This is a genomic window from Gilvimarinus algae, from assembly GCF_030518215.1.
Taxonomy (GTDB): Bacteria; Pseudomonadota; Gammaproteobacteria; order Pseudomonadales; family Cellvibrionaceae; genus Gilvimarinus; species Gilvimarinus algae.
The window spans coordinates 346,879-363,996 of sequence record NZ_JAULRT010000032.1; the positions used below are offsets into that span (position 1 = coordinate 346,879).

16 protein-coding genes and 1 tRNA gene are annotated in these 17,118 nt (G+C 56.3%); 14 read left to right on the top strand and 3 right to left on the bottom strand.

Annotated features, from left to right (window positions below; genetic code table 11):
• Window positions 1-4 precede the first annotated feature (4 nt).
• From azu to QWI16_RS02940, 3 genes are all read left to right on the top strand, one after another.
• Entirely contained in the window at window positions 5-457 is a 453-nt protein-coding gene (azu, locus tag QWI16_RS02930; protein ID WP_302711237.1) for an azurin, read from the top strand.
• A gap of 131 nt (window positions 458-588) precedes the next feature.
• Entirely contained in the window at window positions 589-1,509 is a 921-nt protein-coding gene (locus tag QWI16_RS02935; protein WP_302711238.1) for an ROK family protein, read from the top strand.
• Entirely contained in the window at window positions 1,510-2,238 is a 729-nt protein-coding gene (locus QWI16_RS02940) for a copper homeostasis protein CutC (protein WP_302711239.1), read from the top strand. It abuts the gene before it with no gap.
• Window positions 2,239-2,436: 198 nt separating this feature from the next.
• Here QWI16_RS02940 and rnk read toward each other — a convergent pair whose 3' ends face one another.
• Together rnk and QWI16_RS02950 are read right to left on the bottom strand one after the other, a co-directional pair.
• The gene (gene rnk, locus QWI16_RS02945; protein WP_302711240.1) at window positions 2,437-2,832 is read right to left on the bottom strand and encodes a nucleoside diphosphate kinase regulator; all 396 of its coding nucleotides are present in this window, start codon (window positions 2,830-2,832) and stop codon (window positions 2,437-2,439) included.
• A gap of 373 nt (window positions 2,833-3,205) precedes the next feature.
• A tRNA-Leu gene (locus QWI16_RS02950) sits at window positions 3,206-3,292 on the bottom strand.
• A gap of 375 nt (window positions 3,293-3,667) precedes the next feature.
• On the opposite strand from QWI16_RS02950, the gene QWI16_RS02955 reads away from it, so the two are divergent.
• From QWI16_RS02955 to QWI16_RS02980, 6 genes are all read left to right on the top strand, one after another.
• Window positions 3,668-4,612, top strand: coding sequence for an ABC transporter substrate-binding protein (locus QWI16_RS02955; RefSeq protein WP_302711241.1), 945 nt, complete (start codon window positions 3,668-3,670; stop codon window positions 4,610-4,612).
• Between the two features lie 42 nt (window positions 4,613-4,654).
• On the top strand, window positions 4,655-6,166 hold the full coding sequence (locus QWI16_RS02960; protein ID WP_302711242.1) for a sugar ABC transporter ATP-binding protein: 1,512 nt from the start codon (window positions 4,655-4,657) through the stop codon (window positions 6,164-6,166).
• A gap of 2 nt (window positions 6,167-6,168) precedes the next feature.
• Window positions 6,169-7,173, top strand: a complete 1,005-nt coding sequence (locus QWI16_RS02965; RefSeq protein ID WP_302711243.1) for an ABC transporter permease — start codon at window positions 6,169-6,171, stop codon at window positions 7,171-7,173.
• A 2-nt stretch (window positions 7,174-7,175) separates the two neighbouring features.
• Window positions 7,176-8,135 (top strand): galactofuranose ABC transporter, permease protein YjfF, encoded by a 960-nt coding sequence (yjfF, locus tag QWI16_RS02970; protein WP_302711244.1) that lies wholly within the window; start codon window positions 7,176-7,178, stop codon window positions 8,133-8,135.
• Window positions 8,136-8,197: 62 nt separating this feature from the next.
• Window positions 8,198-9,094, top strand: coding sequence for a type 2 periplasmic-binding domain-containing protein (locus QWI16_RS02975; protein ID WP_302711245.1), 897 nt, complete (start codon window positions 8,198-8,200; stop codon window positions 9,092-9,094).
• Between the two features lie 329 nt (window positions 9,095-9,423).
• On the top strand, window positions 9,424-10,023 hold the full coding sequence (locus tag QWI16_RS02980; protein ID WP_302711246.1) for an HAD-IA family hydrolase: 600 nt from the start codon (window positions 9,424-9,426) through the stop codon (window positions 10,021-10,023).
• Between the two features lie 45 nt (window positions 10,024-10,068).
• Here QWI16_RS02980 and QWI16_RS02985 read toward each other — a convergent pair whose 3' ends face one another.
• Window positions 10,069-10,530 carry a CBS domain-containing protein gene (locus QWI16_RS02985; protein WP_302711247.1) on the bottom strand — a complete coding sequence of 154 codons (462 nt, stop codon included), beginning with the start codon at window positions 10,528-10,530 and terminating at the stop codon, window positions 10,069-10,071.
• 184 nt (window positions 10,531-10,714) lie between these two features.
• Here QWI16_RS02985 and QWI16_RS02990 point away from each other — a divergent pair, with 184 nt between their 5' ends.
• From QWI16_RS02990 to QWI16_RS03010, 5 genes are all read left to right on the top strand, one after another.
• Window positions 10,715-12,382 carry a ribulokinase gene (locus QWI16_RS02990; protein ID WP_302711248.1) on the top strand — a complete coding sequence of 556 codons (1,668 nt, stop codon included), beginning with the start codon at window positions 10,715-10,717 and terminating at the stop codon, window positions 12,380-12,382.
• The gene (locus tag QWI16_RS02995) at window positions 12,379-13,071 is read left to right on the top strand and encodes an L-ribulose-5-phosphate 4-epimerase (RefSeq protein ID WP_302711249.1); all 693 of its coding nucleotides are present in this window, start codon (window positions 12,379-12,381) and stop codon (window positions 13,069-13,071) included. The genes QWI16_RS02990 and QWI16_RS02995 overlap by 4 nt, the downstream gene beginning before the upstream one ends.
• 26 nt (window positions 13,072-13,097) lie before the next feature.
• Window positions 13,098-14,600 carry an L-arabinose isomerase gene (araA, locus tag QWI16_RS03000; RefSeq protein WP_302711250.1) on the top strand — a complete coding sequence of 501 codons (1,503 nt, stop codon included), beginning with the start codon at window positions 13,098-13,100 and terminating at the stop codon, window positions 14,598-14,600.
• Between the two features lie 116 nt (window positions 14,601-14,716).
• On the top strand, window positions 14,717-16,090 hold the full coding sequence (locus tag QWI16_RS03005; RefSeq protein WP_302711251.1) for an MFS transporter: 1,374 nt from the start codon (window positions 14,717-14,719) through the stop codon (window positions 16,088-16,090).
• A gap of 17 nt (window positions 16,091-16,107) precedes the next feature.
• Entirely contained in the window at window positions 16,108-17,055 is a 948-nt protein-coding gene (locus QWI16_RS03010; RefSeq protein WP_302711252.1) for a glycoside hydrolase family 43 protein, read from the top strand.
• Window positions 17,056-17,118 lie beyond the last annotated feature (63 nt).

Genomic DNA, 17,118 nt, shown 5'->3' on the forward strand with positions numbered 1-17,118 from the left:
GTTTATGAAAGTTGTAAAATACCTGGTATCTGTTGGCTTTTTGGCGCTGATCGGCTCTGCCGCCCAGGCCGATGACTGCTCTGTCACCATCGACAGCACCGATCAGATGCGCTTTGATACCGACGCTATCACCATCTCGTCGTCCTGCGAGCAGTTCACGGTCAACCTGACTCATTCAGGTTCGTTGCCCGCCAATGCCATGGGCCACAACTGGGTGCTGACCCAAACCGCCGATCTGCAGGCCGTGGCGCAAGACGGCATGTCAGCTGGCCTGGAAAACGACTACGTTAAACCCGGTGACGAGCGCGTTATCGCTTACACTGAGGTTATTGGCGGCGGCGAGAGCACCTCTGTCACCTTCGATGTGGCGCAGCTGGAAGTGGGCGGCGATTACAGCTTCCTCTGCTCTTTCCCAGGTCACTACGCGTTGATGAAAGGCACGGTAACCGTCGAGTAAACACACTTTGCCGCGTGCCAACGCCACAAGCCCCGGCTGCAAAGCTGGGGCTTTTTTGTCGTTTGGGGGTGATTTAACAGTCTTGGGCAATGCGCGTGAGTGCAACAGGCCCTAAGTAGCGGAGTAGGTAGATGCCTGTTTGTTTTGACATAGGTGGCACAAACATCCGGTCTGGCTGGCCCGACGGCGAGGGCATTGTTCAAATCTCTGGGCAGTGTGCCACGCCAGGCGATTCACTGGAGAGGTTTTTGTCGGCCTTGACGGAGATGGTACAGAGCGCGCCAGCCGAGCAACAAGACTTCGTCGCTATTTCCATTACCGGCCTTGTTCATCCCAAAACAGGCGCACTGACCATTGCGAATATTCCCTACCTGAAAGACCAAAACCTTTCCGAGTTATTGCGAGCGCGGATCAACTTACCGGTTCTGGTGGCCAATGATGCGGACTGTCTGGCGCTGGCAGAGGCACACGTCGGCGTCGCGAAAGGCGAAAGCAATGTATTGGCGATTGTTCTGGGCACAGGTGTCGGCGGCGGCTTGGTCTTGAACGGCGAACTGGTGACGGGTTTTGGCGGGATTTCCGGGGAGTGGGGGCACGGCCCCATTGTCGATCCAACGGCGGGGGGGCTGGTGGAGTCTTTGGGTTATTTTCAGTGTGGTTGCGGCCAAACGGGCTGCCTGGACACCGTCGGCGCCGCCCGGGGGATGGAAAATGTGCACAGAGCTTTAACCGGTGCCGAGCTCGATGCCAGGCAGATACTCGATCAATGGCGTACCGGTGATGCCTCAGCGAGCAAAACGGTAGAAGTGTGTACAGAAATAGTCGCGCGCGCACTGAGCGTTTTTGTCAATGCATTCGGCCCGGGCTCAGTGCCTGTAGGCGGTGGCTTGGCGAACGCTCATGACTTTGTTGAAAAAATCGATGCCAAGGTGCGCACTATGGTCCTGGCTCACTATGACCGCCCGCTGGTGGTTCAGGCGCAGCATGTCAAAAACGCAGGGCTTGTCGGTGCGGCCTTTCTGCGGCCTGGCAGAACATTCGGGGACGTGTGAGTGCCAAAAATCACCTTTGAAGTCTGCGTAGATACCCCCGAGGGGCTTGTTCGCGCCCAGCGCGGTGGCGCTGATCGAGTTGAGTTGTGTTCAGCCCTGGCGATAGGGGGCCTTACACCCACGCGCGCGTTCATGCGGTTTGCGGCGGCGCAATCCATGCCAGCCCATGTCATGATTCGCCCGCGCGAGGGTGATTTTTGCTTTAGCGCGGCTGAGGTACAGCTGATGCTCGATGAGATTGCTCTGGCGCGCGAGGAAAACATGCAGGGCGTGGTGCTCGGCGCAACCTGTGAGGACGGCTCGCTCGATCAGAACACTCTGGAAAAACTTGTCGTGGCCGCCGAGGGTATGGACCTCACTCTGCATCGCGCTTTTGATGTTACGCCCGATCCATACGCGGCGCTGGAAGCGGCCATTGCCCTTGGTTTCAACCGAATTTTAAGCAGTGGCCAACAAATCACCGCCCTCGCGGGCAAGGCGCTCTTGGCCAGCCTGGTTGCCGAGGCGGACGGCCGCATAGAGATCATGCCGGGCAGTGGTATCAACCCTGACAATCTGCACACTTTGGCAGAGGTCATGCCTCTGACTTCTGTGCATGCCTCCTGTTCTAGCCCGGAGCAACAATCACCTGAAGCGGTATCGCGGCTTGGGTTTAGCGGGGCGCAGGGACGCCGGCAAACAAATCTCGCCATGGTGCAGCGGATGGCAAAGGCCCTGGCTGAGATATAACTCTTAGCTGTGCATTTTGAAAATGCGCACTCGCGCTGTTGTTTGGACTTGAGTGTGTGCAAAAAACAGGACGGCGGTAAACCGCCCTTATCTGATTTGGCGTGGCTCGGCTATGCGGGGCAGCGCTGACCGTCTGCGAGGCTTTCGCGATTCACGCGTCCTGCTCTGACATCCCCCTGGCGCGGGACGCTTATCGACTCAATTTGCGGTGATTTCAGGTGGTTCAACTCGATTGACTTCAATCGTGTTCTTTTGCCCTTGCTTTAACGACCAGTCGATACTCTGTCCGGTTCGCAGACCCAGCAGTGCACTGCCTGCCGGGCTGAACACTGACAGCGCCTCATCGTGCTTGCCGGCATCTCCGGGATACACCAGTTGGTAAGTGAAGGTCTTCCCCGTCTCCTGAATGGTAAAGGTGACTTTGGAGTTCACCGTCACTACATCCTCGGGCAGCTTGGCGGGCTTGACCCTGCGGGCGCGCTCCAGCTCATTCAGCAGTTGCTCCGCGGCCGCATCGCCGTCGCGGGCATCAATCATTCGGCACAGCGTGTCGTAGACATCCTGCGCCACCATAATACTGGGTTTTCTAGGCATGGTTGCTCCAGTTAGAGACGGCCCATCCCAACAATACCAACAAGGCCTTGGGCTTTGGGCACAACAAAAGTAAACACTACGGACAGCAAAACTCACAGAGTGCCGGACGGCACCCCGATTAAACGGGGAAGATGGGGGCGAGCCTCCACATCAGAAAGCGGTTTACATCGGTCATGGTGTTAGGAATAAACCAGAGGTGAAAGGGTTAAATTAACCGATTGAGCGGTAAAGTCAATTCTCTGGGGGTTGATTCCAAATGCTCCGCGTAGCGTAAACATTCAAATTTTACGAGCCGCCTGACGTGCGGAGTCGCATTTATCGCCTTGGAGTAGATGGAAAAAAGCCCCGATTAAAGATCGAGGCTTTTAATGTTTGGTGCCCAGGAGAGGACTTGAACCTCCACGACCGTAAGGCCACTAGCACCTGAAGCTAGCGTGTCTACCAATTTCACCACCTGGGCAGATGGTTAGCGGTGATTAAGCCCGATTGGTTCTTCGCTGATCGCGGTCTTGCCGACACGCTGCGCGTGGTCACTATCAGCCTCCTGCTTTACGTGACACTAGTACAATCCTGTACGTCGTCTACCAATTTCACCACCTGGGCATACCGGAATGGCTGGCGCCACAACCCGAGGACGCGCACTATAATGGCAGCCATTTGCCTTGTCAACGCTTTGACTGAGAAAATTGCAAAATTATGTCTGGTGCTTGCAAGTTGATGATTTCGTGAGCATTTTTTCTCATGTCCGAGCCGATTGTGCCTAATAAATTATTATAATACAATTATGTTAATGCAATACTTACCTGAATAACGACAATAGACAGAAGAGGCAGATATGAATAAGACACTGATGGGCCTTGCGCTTGCGTCCCTGCTTGGCGCTTCGCAGCTGGCCAGCGCACTAACCGTGGGTTTTTCTCAGGTCGGATCAGAAAGTGGTTGGCGCACGACTTTTTCCGAGTCGGTTAAGGCTGAGGCCGAGAAGCGTGGAATCGATCTTAAATTCTCCGATGCCCAGCAAAAGCAGGAGAACCAAATCAAAGCTATTCGCAGTTTTATTGCCCAGAGCGTAGACGCCATCGTAGTGGCGCCAGTGGTGGAAACCGGTTGGCGGCCTGTGCTGATGGAGGCGCGGCGCGCTCGTATACCGGTGGTCATTGTCGATCGCAACGTGGCCGTTACCGATGATCGTTTGTACATCACCCGTATTGCCCCCGACTTTGTCGATGAGGGGCGCAAGGCCGCGCAGTGGCTGATGGAGGCGACGGACGGGCGTTGCGACATCGTCGAGTTGCAGGGCACAGTGGGTTCGAGTGCGGCGATTGGGCGGATGGAAGGCTTTAACGAAGTGATTGGCAAGCACCCAGAGGCCAGCATTGTGCGCTCGCAGACTGCAGAGTTCACCCGCGCCAAGGGCAAAGAGGTGATGGAGAGTATCCTTAAAGCTGAGGGGGGCGGCAAAGCCCTGTGTGCTCTTTGGGCCCATAACGACGAAATGGCCCTGGGCGCTATTCAGGCGATCAAAGAAGCGGGCCTCAAGCCGGGCGAGGATATTCTCGTGGTGTCGGTGGATGCGGTGGACGATATTTTTACGGCCCTGCTGGACGGTGAAGTCAACGCATCGGTAGAAATGAGCCCCCACCTAGGTGGCCCCGCGTTTGACGTCATTGAAGCCTACCTGGGCGGCAAACGCGACTTCGAAAAGTGGATGGTGATGGATGGGCGCGTTTTTACTCAGGAAAACGCTAAAGCTGAGTACGAGAAACGCCAAGCCAACTAATTCTGCAGTCAGCCGGCCTTGGTGCCGGCTTCAGGTAATCTTATGAACACGGACAATACGCTACTGGCGCTCAGGGGAGTGGTGAAGACCTTCCCCGGAGTAAAAGCGCTGGACGGGGTCGACTTCACTCTGCGCAAAGGCGAGATTCACGCACTACTGGGTGAGAATGGCGCCGGTAAGTCAACCTTGATCAAGGTCATGACGGGCGTCTACCGCCGCGATGGTGGTGACATATCGCTGGAAGACAAGCCGATTCACCCCGCTAATACCGGTGATGCTCAGAACCTGGGGATCAGCACCGTGTATCAGGAAGTGAACTTGTTGCCGAACCTCACGGTGGCGCAGAACCTGTTCCTGGGTCTTGAGCCGAAACGCTTTGGCTGCATTGACTGGCGCCGCATGAACCGCGAGGCGCGCGAGCTGCTCGCGGGCTACGAGCTGGACTTGGATGTGACCGCCGCTCTGAATACTTACTCGGTGGCGATTCAGCAGTTAATTGCCATTGCCCGCGGTGTGTCTATGTCCGCCAAGGTGTTAATTCTTGATGAGCCCACCGCGAGCCTCGATGCCGACGAAGTCGCCTCTTTGTTTAAAATTATGCGCGAGCTGCGCGACAAGGGGATCGGGATTGTCTTTGTGACCCACTTTCTCGATCAGGTGTACGCCGTCTGCGACCGAATCACGGTATTGCGCAACGGAGCGCTGGTGGGCGAGTTTGAGGCGGCGAGCCTGAGCCAGCAAGATCTGGTGAGTCATATGCTCGGCAAGGCGCTGGAAAAAGCGGTGCATGAAAAAATTGAGCACGCCGACGCCGAGTCCCGCGACAAACTGTTTGAACTAAAGGGTGCGCGCTCGCAAGCACTTGAGGCTCTGGATCTGAGCGTCAGCGCCGGACAGGTAGTGGGCCTTGCGGGCTTACTCGGTTCTGGCCGCACCGAGCTGTGCAAGCTGGTGTTTGGTGTGGACGGCCTGGTGGCCGGCGATGCGGAACTCAATGGCCAGCATGTGCGCTTTACGAATCCGCGCCAGGCGGTGGTGGCCGGGCTGGGCCTGTGCCCGGAGGACCGCAAAAAAGACGGCATTTTCGGTCCTATGTCCATTCGTGAAAACATGATCATGGCGCTGCAGAACAAGCGCGGCTGGTGGCGCTATATTCCCATGAAAAAGCAGCGCGAGCTGGCCGAGCGCTATGTCAAGGCACTGAAAATTGCCACCAGCGATATTGAAAAACCCATCAATCAGTTGAGCGGTGGCAATCAGCAAAAGGTGATTTTGGCGCGCTGGCTTGCGGCTGAGCCCCGCTTGATGTTGCTGGATGAGCCCACCCGCGGTATCGACGTGGGGGCCCACGCTGAAATCATTCAACTGATTCGCCAGCTTTGCGCTCAAGGCCTCGGGCTGATTGTGGCCTCGTCCGAACTGGATGAGCTGGTGGAGTTTTCCGACAAAGTGATTGTCATGCGCGACCGGCGCAAAGTGGCCGAGGTGTCGGGCAACGAGATCACCCAACAACGTATTATGCAGGCCATCGCCGGCCAGCCCCAGGCGAGTTGACTATGAATTATCAAAACCTATCCCCTCAGTTGCGACGCAGCATTTGGCCCGTGGCCGGTTTGCTGGTGCTGCTTCTGACCAATGTGTTAATTGCGCCGGAGTTTTTCAGTATTGAAATCAAGGATGGTCGTCTGTACGGCAGTTTGATTGATGTGCTTAATCGGGCGGCGCCTGTCGCGCTGCTGGCTATCGGCATGACCCTGGTGATTGCCACCGGGGGCGTGGACCTGTCGGTTGGCTCGGTCATGGCCATTGCCGGAGCGGTAAGTGCCGGGTTGATTGTCAGTGGTGTCGACAGTGTGTTTCTTGTGATCGGTGGCGGCCTGCTCGCTGGTTTGGCTGCAGGTTTTGTCAACGGCTTTTTGGTGGGGTACTTTGGTATTCAGCCGATTGTCGCCACTTTGATTCTGATGGTGGCCGGCCGCGGCGTGGCCCAGCTGATAAACTCAGGGCAGATCGTGACCTTTCATCACGAGGGCTTCGAGTTTCTCGGGGTGGGCTATCTTTTCGGTTTACCCTTTCCCATTATTCTCGTGATTATCACCTTTGTACTGGTGCAACTGCTGATGAGGCGCACCGCCTTAGGCTTGTTTGTCGAAGGCGTGGGGGCCAACGCCAGCGCCAGCCACTACATCGGTATTAATGACAAGCTGATCAAGTTGATGGTGTATTGCCTCTCGGGCTTGTGCGCTGCCCTTGCCGGTATGATCGCCGCCGCCGACATCGGTGGTAGTGATGCCAATAACGCGGGTCTGTGGTTGGAGTTGGACGCCATTTTGGCCGTGGTGATCGGCGGTGCCTCACTGATGGGTGGGCGCTTTTCTTTGTTTTTGTCCATCATCGGTGCGCTTATCATTCAGGCACTGACCATTACAATTATTCTCAGCGGTGTACCGCCGAAGTTTAATTTGTTGATAAAGGCCGCTGCCATCATTGTCATCCTGCTGCTGCAGTCGCCTGAATTTCGCCGCCAGTTAGGGCGAATCAAGCAGTGGCGGAGGGCTTAATCATGCACAAGAAATTTTTACCCTTGTACGTCACCTGTTCGCTCTTTGCCCTATTGTTTGCGGCCGGCGCCGTGCAATTTGAAAACTTCGGCAGCCTGCGGGTGTTTATGAATCTGTTCACCGATAACGCCTTTTTGATTATCGCGGCGATCGGCATGACCTTTGTGATTCTTTCGGGCGGTATTGATTTGTCGGTGGGCTCTACCATTGCCCTGAGTGGGGTGATCATCAGCGTACTCATGCAGAACTACGGTTGGCACCCCTTGCCAGCCTTTGCGCTGGTGTTGGTGCTAGGTACCTTGTTTGGTGCGAGCATGGGCGCGATCATTCACTACTACCAGTTGCAACCCTTTATCGTTACCCTGGCGGGTATGTTTTTCGCGCGCGGGTTGAGCTCGGTGATCAGCGAAGAGTCAGTGCCTATCATGCACAGCTTTTACGATGATGTGGCCATGTTTGGTTTTGAGCTGCCCGGCGGCGCCTGGCTGGGCAGTTCGACCATTATTGCCCTGGTGGTGCTCGCCCTTGCCATTTGGCTCGCCAATTTTACCCGTTTGGGCGGGCGCGTTTATGGCCTGGGTGGCGATGCCCAGTCGGCGGCTCTGATGGGCGTGCCCATCGCCAGAACCACCATCAGTGTCTATGCCTTGAGTTCCTTTATGGCGGCGCTGGCAGGTATCGTCTTTAGTTTTTACACCTTTTCAGGGTACTCGCTGGCAGCGGTGGGTGTGGAGCTCGACGCCATTGCCGCAGTGGTGATTGGTGGCACCCTGCTGACCGGTGGCTATGGCTATGTACTGGGGACGCTGTTCGGTGTGCTGATCATGGGGGTTGTACAGACCTATATTTCGTTTGATGGCACTCTGTCGAGCTGGTGGACCAAGATAGTTATTGGACTTTTGCTGTTTGTCTTTATTGCCCTGCAGCGCTATCTGGTTGGGCGAGGACAAAAATCCAGATAGCTTCGGCCTCAGCGTCTATACTCGGGGCATTGGTAGGCAAGCGATGTTCAGCGGGGCGGCGAGTGACCTTCTCTTTCTGGGGCAAATGTATTGCGGTGGCACTGGTGTCTTGTTTGTGGGCACCGGTGCTGGCCGAGTCCGAATCCTCCGGCCAACAAGCGGTTCTGACCGTGCGCTACCCGCAGTACGCCGGCGATGACATTGTTTTCCAAAGGCAGGTCAACTACTTTGTCAGCCTGCTGACCCTGGCGCTGGAAAAATCGGGCCGCCCCTTTGAATTGCACCCTGTGCCCGGCGGAGCGGTTTCCGACCGGCGCAATTCGAGAAATCTCGATACCGGCTTCTACGATGTGAATTGGATGCACAGCAACCCGGACCGGGAGGCGACCTTGCAGGCTGTGTACATTCCGCTGTTTAAAGGCCTGGCCGGCTGGCGTTTGCTGCTGATCAGTGAGAATGCTGAGCCTGCATTTCAAAAGGGTGTCTCCCTGACAAAGCTCAAGACCCTGCGCGCCGGCCTGGGGCAGGACTGGCCCGATACCAGTTATATGAAGGCCAATGGGTTTAGCGTGGTGACCTCTATCAACCGCGACAGCCTGATCAGCATGCTGGTGAGCGACAGGGTGGACTATGTGTCGCGCTCGGTGGTTGAGATATGGGATGAACTCGAGGCGCACAGCGATAAGCGTGTGGCGGCGGCCTGCTGCGTTGCTTTGCACTACCCATCGGCATTTTATTTTTTTACCAACCGGGACAATCATGCACTGTCCCAGGCGCTGAGCACCGGGCTGAACGCCGCCATTGCCGACGGTTCTTTCGATCGGGTATTTAACGAATTCTACGGTGAAGCTCTTTCTCGCGCGCGCTTGGGCTCGAGGGCGGTGTATCACCTGGACATCCCCTGGGAAACGGCCACCATGCCACTGCACCGCCCTGAGCTCTGGTATCAGCCAGAGTGAATGGTCTCGCCCAGTGGCCTGGGTAAGCGGTCACCCCCAGTGGTTGGATACCTGTTGTCTATAAAACGTCTTTGGGCTTTCACCCATGCTATTAACGCGGCAATTATGATGGTCGGGTTAATAGCGGCGCAGGAAGCGCCGATGCCGCCGAAGGCGAGCGCGAGAGCTGTAAAATCAAGGGATTTCACAAATTGCTCAGATTTTACAGGGCGACAATTGGGGGGCTCAGGGCGAGCATCTTAATTGCCAGGTAAATAGCTGCGCCATTTACTCCACATGGGGCTGTGGTAAGGTTGCGCTCCCGCCCGCATTTTTGAGGTAGATACACTGTGTACGATCAATACCAGGCCATCATTTTCGATATGGACGGCACCCTCGTGGACAGCGGCCAGCTGCACGAGGTGGGCTGGACACAAACGCTCAACCATTACCAGATTCCCATTGATCGGCCTTTAATGCGTTCGCTGGCCGGTGTGCCCACCAAGCGCACCATTGAGATACTGTTGGACACTTTTGGCGTCTCAGCGACCGCTTCACTGGACGAGATGAACGATTACAAAGAGCGGGTGGTTGCCGAGGTGGCTCATCAGTACGTGAAACCCACGGCGTTGATCGAAGTGGCCAACCGCTATGCCGGGGTTAAGCCCATAAGCATCGGCACTGGCGCCTATACCGATGAAGCCCGCGCTATCATTGGTCACTGTGGCATCGCTCACTTGATAGATCATGTCGTGGGGGCTGATCTGGTGGCGCACCCCAAGCCGGCGCCGGACACGTTTCTGCGCTGCGCGCAGCTGATGGGGGTCGCCCCGGAGCACTGCGTGGTGTTTGAAGACTCCAAACTGGGGCTGGAAGCTGCCCAGCGCGCGGGTATGACCGGTATTGATGTGCTTGATGTGCTGGGTATCGAAAACGACTACTTTTTATAGTGCTCATAAGGCCTGTTTACACCAGGCAGGCACTTTCCAATTGGCCTAAAGCAACTGTACGGCCCGAATGGCTCCGGCCAGCACCCCCTGGTCGGTGACCCACACGCGATCCAGCCCCTGTGCCACCAGCAGCTCGCGCACACTTTGCAGGGTGTCATCCGCCTCGACATGCGGTGGATCGGGCAGCATCACCTGGTGCACAGTGCAGTAGACCAGTGCCCGGCGGGTCCACTGGGTCAACTCATCCATATTGTCCATATCCTGCCCGGTTGAGCGGCGGAAGTTGTCGTTGATCATCCGGGCGCGGTAGGTCTCCTCCAGATTCATCAGCCGATGCAAATCGGCGCTGCCGACGCTGCCCACCAGCTGGTGGTCTGAGGCGATGACGGGTACCCGCGCCAGTTCGTGGCGCATTAAAAAATGTTCCAGCCGCTGCAGCGACCAGCCTTCATAGGCGCAGAGAACGTCAGGTTCGAGCAGCTCACGGGCCGTAGGCATGGCGGGCATAGCGCTTCCTTATCGTTGTTCTTTTTCAGAGTTTACCCTCGGGCAGCGCCCCGGCCAAGGCAGGCCAGGTGGCTACACGCAATTGTATTAAGAAATATTTGACAAGCTCCGGCACTGCTCGGATAATATTATAATACAAAATAAAAAGCGCTCTTTCCGGGAGCGCCAGAAGGGTTTTGTTTTTATGGTTTCTTATGCACTGGGCCTCGACTACGGGTCCGATTCTGTCAGAGCGCTGCTCGTCAATACCGCTACCGGCGAAGAAGTGGCCTCGAGTGTGGTGAACTATCCGCGCTGGTCGCAAGGGCTCTATTGTGAGAGCGCCGCCGATCAGTTTCGCCAGCACCCACTGGACTACCTTGAGAGCCTGGAGCAGGCGGTGGCACAGCTGTGGCGCCAGGCGCCTGAAGGCGCGGCCGAAGCGGTTGTGGGGTTGAGTTTTGACACCACCGGCTCAACCCCAGTCGCCGTAGACGCGCAGGGCGTCGCGCTGGCGCTCAGGCCCGAGTTTGCCGACAACCCCAACGCCATGTTCGTGCTGTGGAAGGACCACACCGCGGTGAAAGAGGCGGCGGAGTTTACCGCCGCTGCCGCACGCAGCGAGCCCAATTATCTCAAGTATGAAGGGGGTATTTACTCCTCGGAGTGGTACTGGTCAAAAGCCCTTCATGTGATGCGAAAGGACAGCGCTGTCAGAGACGCTGTATACATGTGGGTGGAGCACTGCGACTGGATGTCGGCGGTATTGACCGGCACCACCCACCCGAGCGAATTCCGTATGGGGCGCTGCGCCGCCGGCCACAAAGTGATGTGGCACGAGAGCTGGGGCGGTTACCCACCCAATGACTTTTTTGTGAGTGTCGATCCCATGCTCGACGGCCTGGCCTCGCGGCTGCCCACAGACACATTTACCTCGGATCAGGCCGTTGGTGGTCTTACCCAGGAGTGGGCGAGCAAACTGGGCCTGCCCGTGGGGACGCCCGTGGGGTTTTCGGCGTTCGACTGCCACATGGGTGCGGTGGCGGCGAATGTGCAACCGGGTGTGCTGACCAAGGTCATGGGCACCTCCACCTGCGATATCACTATCGCCGGTTACGAAGCCTTGAGCGAGACCTGCGTACGCGGCATTTGCGGGCAAGTGGACGGCTCTGTGATTCCGGGCATGGTGGGGCTGGAGGCGGGGCAGTCCGCCTTCGGTGATCTTTACGCCTGGTTCAAGAATCTTATCAATGGTCCGGCCAAAAGTATTATTGCCGCCAGCACGGCGCTGAACGAGGCGGGGCGGGCCGCGCTTTTGCAAGAGCTGGAAGACAAAACCTTGGTCGAGCTGTCCCGCGCCGCCAGCGCCCTTGCGCCTGGGCAGAGCGGTGTCACCGCATTGGATTGGGTCAACGGCCGGCGTACGCCCGATGCGGATCAAACGGTGGCAGGCGCCATTGCCGGCTTGAAGATGGGCAGTGGCGCCCCCGAGGTCTTTCGCGCACTGGTTGAGGCGACGGCGTTTGGTGCCCGCGCCATTATCGAGCGCTTTCGCGCCGAGGGTGTGGCGGTCGATAGCGTGGTCGCCATTGGCGGCATTTCGAAAAAATCCGATTTTGTCATGCAAACCTGCGCGGACGTGTGGAATTGCCCGATTGATGTGCTCGACAGCGAACAGAGCTGTGCTCTGGGCGCAGCAATTTTTGCCGCTGTTGTCGGCGGCGCTCACGCCGATGTGGCCAGTGCCCAGCGGGCTATGGGCTCAAAAGTCTGCAAGACCTACGAGCCAAATACGAAAGCGGCTCGTGTCTACGACCAGCTCTACACGCGCTACCAATCCTTGGGTGAATTCGTCGATGGAGGTCAATCGTGAGTTATCTCGAACTCAAGCGCGAAGTCTATGAAGCGAACATGCAATTGCATCACCGCAATCTGGTGGTCTATACCTGGGGCAATGTGTCCCAGGTGGATCGCGACAGAGGTGTCGTCGCCATCAAGCCCAGTGGGGTGGCCTACGAGGATATGCAGGTAGAGGATATTGTCGTCGTCGACCTGGACAATCAGGTGGTTGAGGGCAAGATGCGGCCATCGTCGGACACCAAGACCCACACCCATCTTTATCGCCACTTTGACAGCATCGGTGGTGTGACGCACACCCATTCCACCTACGCCACGGCCTGGGCGCAGGCACAGGAGTCCATTCCCTGTTTGGGGACGACCCATGCCGATTACGCCTATGGCCCCATCCCCTGCACTGCTGTGATGAGTGACGCGCAAATCGCACGCGATTACGAAGAGGAGACCGGCGTACAAATTACCGATTGCTTTAAAGGTAAAAGCCCGGTGGAAACCCCTATGGTGATCATTGCTGGCCATGCGCCTTTTACCTGGGGTAAAAACGCCGCCCAATCGGTGTACCACGCTGTCATTCTGGAAGAAATTGCCAAGATGGCCTATCTGACGCGCACCCTCAAGCAGGACGTAAAGCCGCTTAAACAGGGCATTCTAAATAAGCACTACCTGCGTAAGCACGGCAAAGACGCTTACTACGGGCAAAATTGATCTATTGAGACTTGCAGGACATAACCATGAAAATTTACGGTGAAAAAGAAGTGTGGCTGGTAACGGGCTCGCAAACCCTCTACGGCCCGAAAGTGTTGGAACAAGTGGGTAAAAACAGCGAGCAAGTGGCGGCTGGCCTGAGCGCCTCTGCCTTGCTCTCTGCCAATGTGAAATTCCAGCCGGTGGTGAAAAATCCACAGGAAATTCTCGACGTTTGTCTGCGCGCTAACTCAGACCCCAACTGTGTGGGTCTGATTTTGTGGATGCATACTTTTTCCCCCGCGAAAATGTGGATTGCCGGTCTCAAAGCGCTGAACAAGCCCTATATGCATCTACACACCCAGTTCAATGCCGAGTTGCCCTGGGGTGAAATCAATATGGATTACATGAACATGCACCAGAGCGCTCACGGCGACCGTGAGTTCGGCTTTATCGGTGCGCGCATGCGACACGATCGCCGCGTTGTGGTGGGCCATTGGGCCACCGAGCGTGTGCAGCAGGAAATCGACGACTGGGTGCGCGTGGCCATGGGCTGGGATGAAGCTCAGGGTCTTAAAGTGGCCCGCTTTGGTGACAACATGCGTCAGGTGGCGGTGACTGAGGGCTGCAAGGTCTCGGCCCAAATCAACTTTGGCTACGAGGTTCACGCTTTTGGCCTGGGTGATCTGGCGGTGGTGGCCAACGAAGTGAGCGACGCTGATATTGATGCACTGGTTGAGCAGTACAAGGCCGAATACACCGTGCCCGATGAGCTGCTGAACGACGCTCACCAGTTCGAGGCGCTGCGCAATGAAGCGCGTCTTGAAATTGCCATGCAAAAGTTTTTGGATGACGGCGGCTTCAAAGCCTTTACCAACAACTTTGAAGACCTGCACGGCATAACGGGGCTGCCGGGTCTGGCGACTCAGCGGCTGATGCAAAAAGGCTATGGCTACGGTGGTGAGGGCGACTGGAAAACCGCTGCCATGACCCGAGTAGTGAAGATCATGGCCAAGGGCAAAGAAGGCGGTACCTCTTTTATGGAGGATTACACCTACAATTTTGGCTCCAGCGATCAGGTGCTGGGCGCTCATATGCTGGAGGTTTGCCCGACCATTGCCCAGGAAAAACCGCGTGTTGAAGTGGCGCTGCACACCATCGGCATTCGCAAAGACATTGCCCGGCTGATTTTCAATGGTAAGCCCGGGCCAGCAATCAATGTGTCTATCGTGGATCTTGGCAACCGCTTTCGCATGATCATCAATGAGCTGGACACAGTCACACCGCCAAAAGATTTGCCCAATCTTCCAGTGGGCCGCGCCCTGTGGGAGCCGCGTCCGAACCTGGCCGTGGCCGGCGCCGCCTGGATTCACGCCGGCGGCGCGCACCACAGTGTGTACAGCCAGGCGGTGACCACAGATCAGATCATCGATTTTGCCGAAATGGCGGGCGTTGAAGCGGTCGTGATCGACAGTGATACTAAAATTCGCGATTTCAAAAACGAGTTGCGTCACAACGCTGTTTACTACCATCTCAGCAGCGGCGTCTAAGCACTTAGGTCAAGCGCTCACCGCGCCATGCCCGGGCCTAATGAGGCCCGGGCATGTGTGGCTGAAGCGCAGCCTCCCTAGTAAGCAATACCGATAGATTTTGAGAATAAACAATAATGAAAACTGAAAAATTGTCCGTTGTAGAAAAAGTAGGCTTTGGTGCAGGCGACATGTCCGTCAACGTCATGATCGCGGCCATGTTCTACTTTATGCAGTACTTCTATACGGACATTTTCGGTCTGAAGCCGGCCCATGTGGGTACCTTGTTTTTGGCAGCTCGCTTTATCGATGCCTTGAGTGACCCCCTGATGGGCCTGCTGACCGACAAGATCAAAAGCCGCTGGGGACGCTTTCGCCATTACTTTCTCTATTTGTCGGTCCCCTACGGCTTTGCCGTTTTCCTGTTGTTTACCACCCCGGATTTTAGCTATAACGCCAAGCTGGTCTGGGCTTACGTCACTTATCTTTTTGCCACCTTGATGTTTACCGGCGTGGCTATTCCGTATATCTCCTACATCGGCGTTTTGACCAGCGATCCGAAAGAGCGTCTCTCCGCCAATGGCTACCGCATGTTCTTTGCAAAGATTGCCAATGTGGTAATTGTGGCGTCCGTGCCCGAGCTGGCCGCTCTATGGGGCGAAGGTAGCCCGGCCAAGGGATATCAGTTGGCCATGGGTTTTATGTCGTTTGTCGGGGTCGGGTTGCTGTTGTTTTGCTTTGCCACCACCCGCGAGCGGGTTGAGCATGTGGTGGACAAAAAGCCTCTCGGTGAGCAGTTGCAGCTGCTGCTGAAAAACGACCAATGGCTGGTGCTGGCGGCCTGCTGTGTGCTCGGAACGCTCGGTTACGCCATGCGCGGCGGTGTGGCGTTTTACTACACGATTTACTACCTCGGCGGCACAGAGTCTATGGCCGCTATGTTTACCAGCGCGGGGATTGCCGCCTCTATCGTCTCTATGGTGGCCTCCACCTGGATCACCAAGCGCTATTGCAAGGTGCAGTTGTTTCGCTGGTCGCAGATTCTCGTCGGCGTATTGAGTGCGCTAATGTTCTTTGCCGTCTCGCCTGGCGACCTGGCACTGGCGCTGGTGCTCTATGTCATCTTGTCTTTTGTGGTGGATCTGCACGCCCCGGTTTTTTGGTCGGCCATCGCCGAGGCAGTGGATTATGGTCAGGCGAAAACCGGCAAGCGGGTCTCAGGGCTGGCATTTGGGGGTATCTCTTTTTGTCAAAAGGCGGGCGCGGGTCTGGCCGGTTTTGTCACGGGCTTGTTGCTGACGTTTTTTGGGTACCAGGCCGGTCAGGAACAAAGCGAGTTTGCGCTGACCGGTATTTCCCTGATGTTGACGATTATTCCCGGCGCCTTTCACGCGCTGCTGGGTTTTGTCATGTTCAAGTATAAAATTACCGATCGTTTTTACAACGAGATGAAGGCCCGCGGCGATATTGAGTCCGAGGCGCCCGACCACACCATTGAAGAGTTAACCTGAGCAATCTGGAGATCAGAGTGAACGTATTGCAACCGTTAATTGAGCAGCGGGCCGATCCGCACATCTACAAGCACACCGATGGCTACTACTATTTCACCGCCAGTGTTCCCGCTTATGATGGTGTTGAATTGCGGCGCGCGACCAGCATTCGTGACCTGGCCAGCGCTGAACCTGTGATGGTCTGGCGCAAGCCGGATACTGGCCCTTACAGCGATTTGATCTGGGCGCCGGAAATTCACTTTAACCAGGGCGCTTGGTATGTCTATTTTGCCGCGGCGCCCTCGCGGGAGATTAAGCACGATCTTTTTCAGCACCGGATGTACGCCATCTCTTGTAAAGACGCCAACCCTGTTACCGGCAGTTGGACATTTGAAGGCCAGATTGACACGGGCATAGACACGTTTTGTCTGGATGCGACCACCTTTACTCATAAGGGCGTTCTCTACTATGTATGGGCGCAAAAAGAGGAGGGCATTCGCGGCAACTCCAACCTTTACATTGCACCGATGAAAATCCCCACGGAGATCGACGGCGAGCCGGTGCGTCTGAGCATTCCGGAATACGACTGGGAGATTATTGGTTTTTGGGTCAACGAAGGCCCCTCTATCGTTAAACATGGCGGCAAGATTTTTATGACCTATTCGGCCAGCGCCACGGACGAAAACTACGCGATGGGCTTGCTGTGGGCTGACGAAAACGCCGATTTGCTGAATCCCGCGAGCTGGCACAAATCCAAGCAGCCTGTGCTGCGCTCAAGCCCCAAACACAAGATTTTCGGCCCGGGGCACAACAGTTTTACCAAAGCGGAAGACGGCGTCACCGACCTGCTGGTGTACCACGCGCGCACTTACACCGAGATTGAGGGCGACCCTCTTTGGGATCCCAATCGCCATACCTTTGTAAAGACACTCAAGTGGGATGATCAGGGCATGCCGGTCTTTGGCGACGCCGCCCTCGATGACTAATGTTTCATCATGACTGAAACCTCAGTGATTTAGGCCCGCCATGCGGGCCCTTTTTTTAGTCGC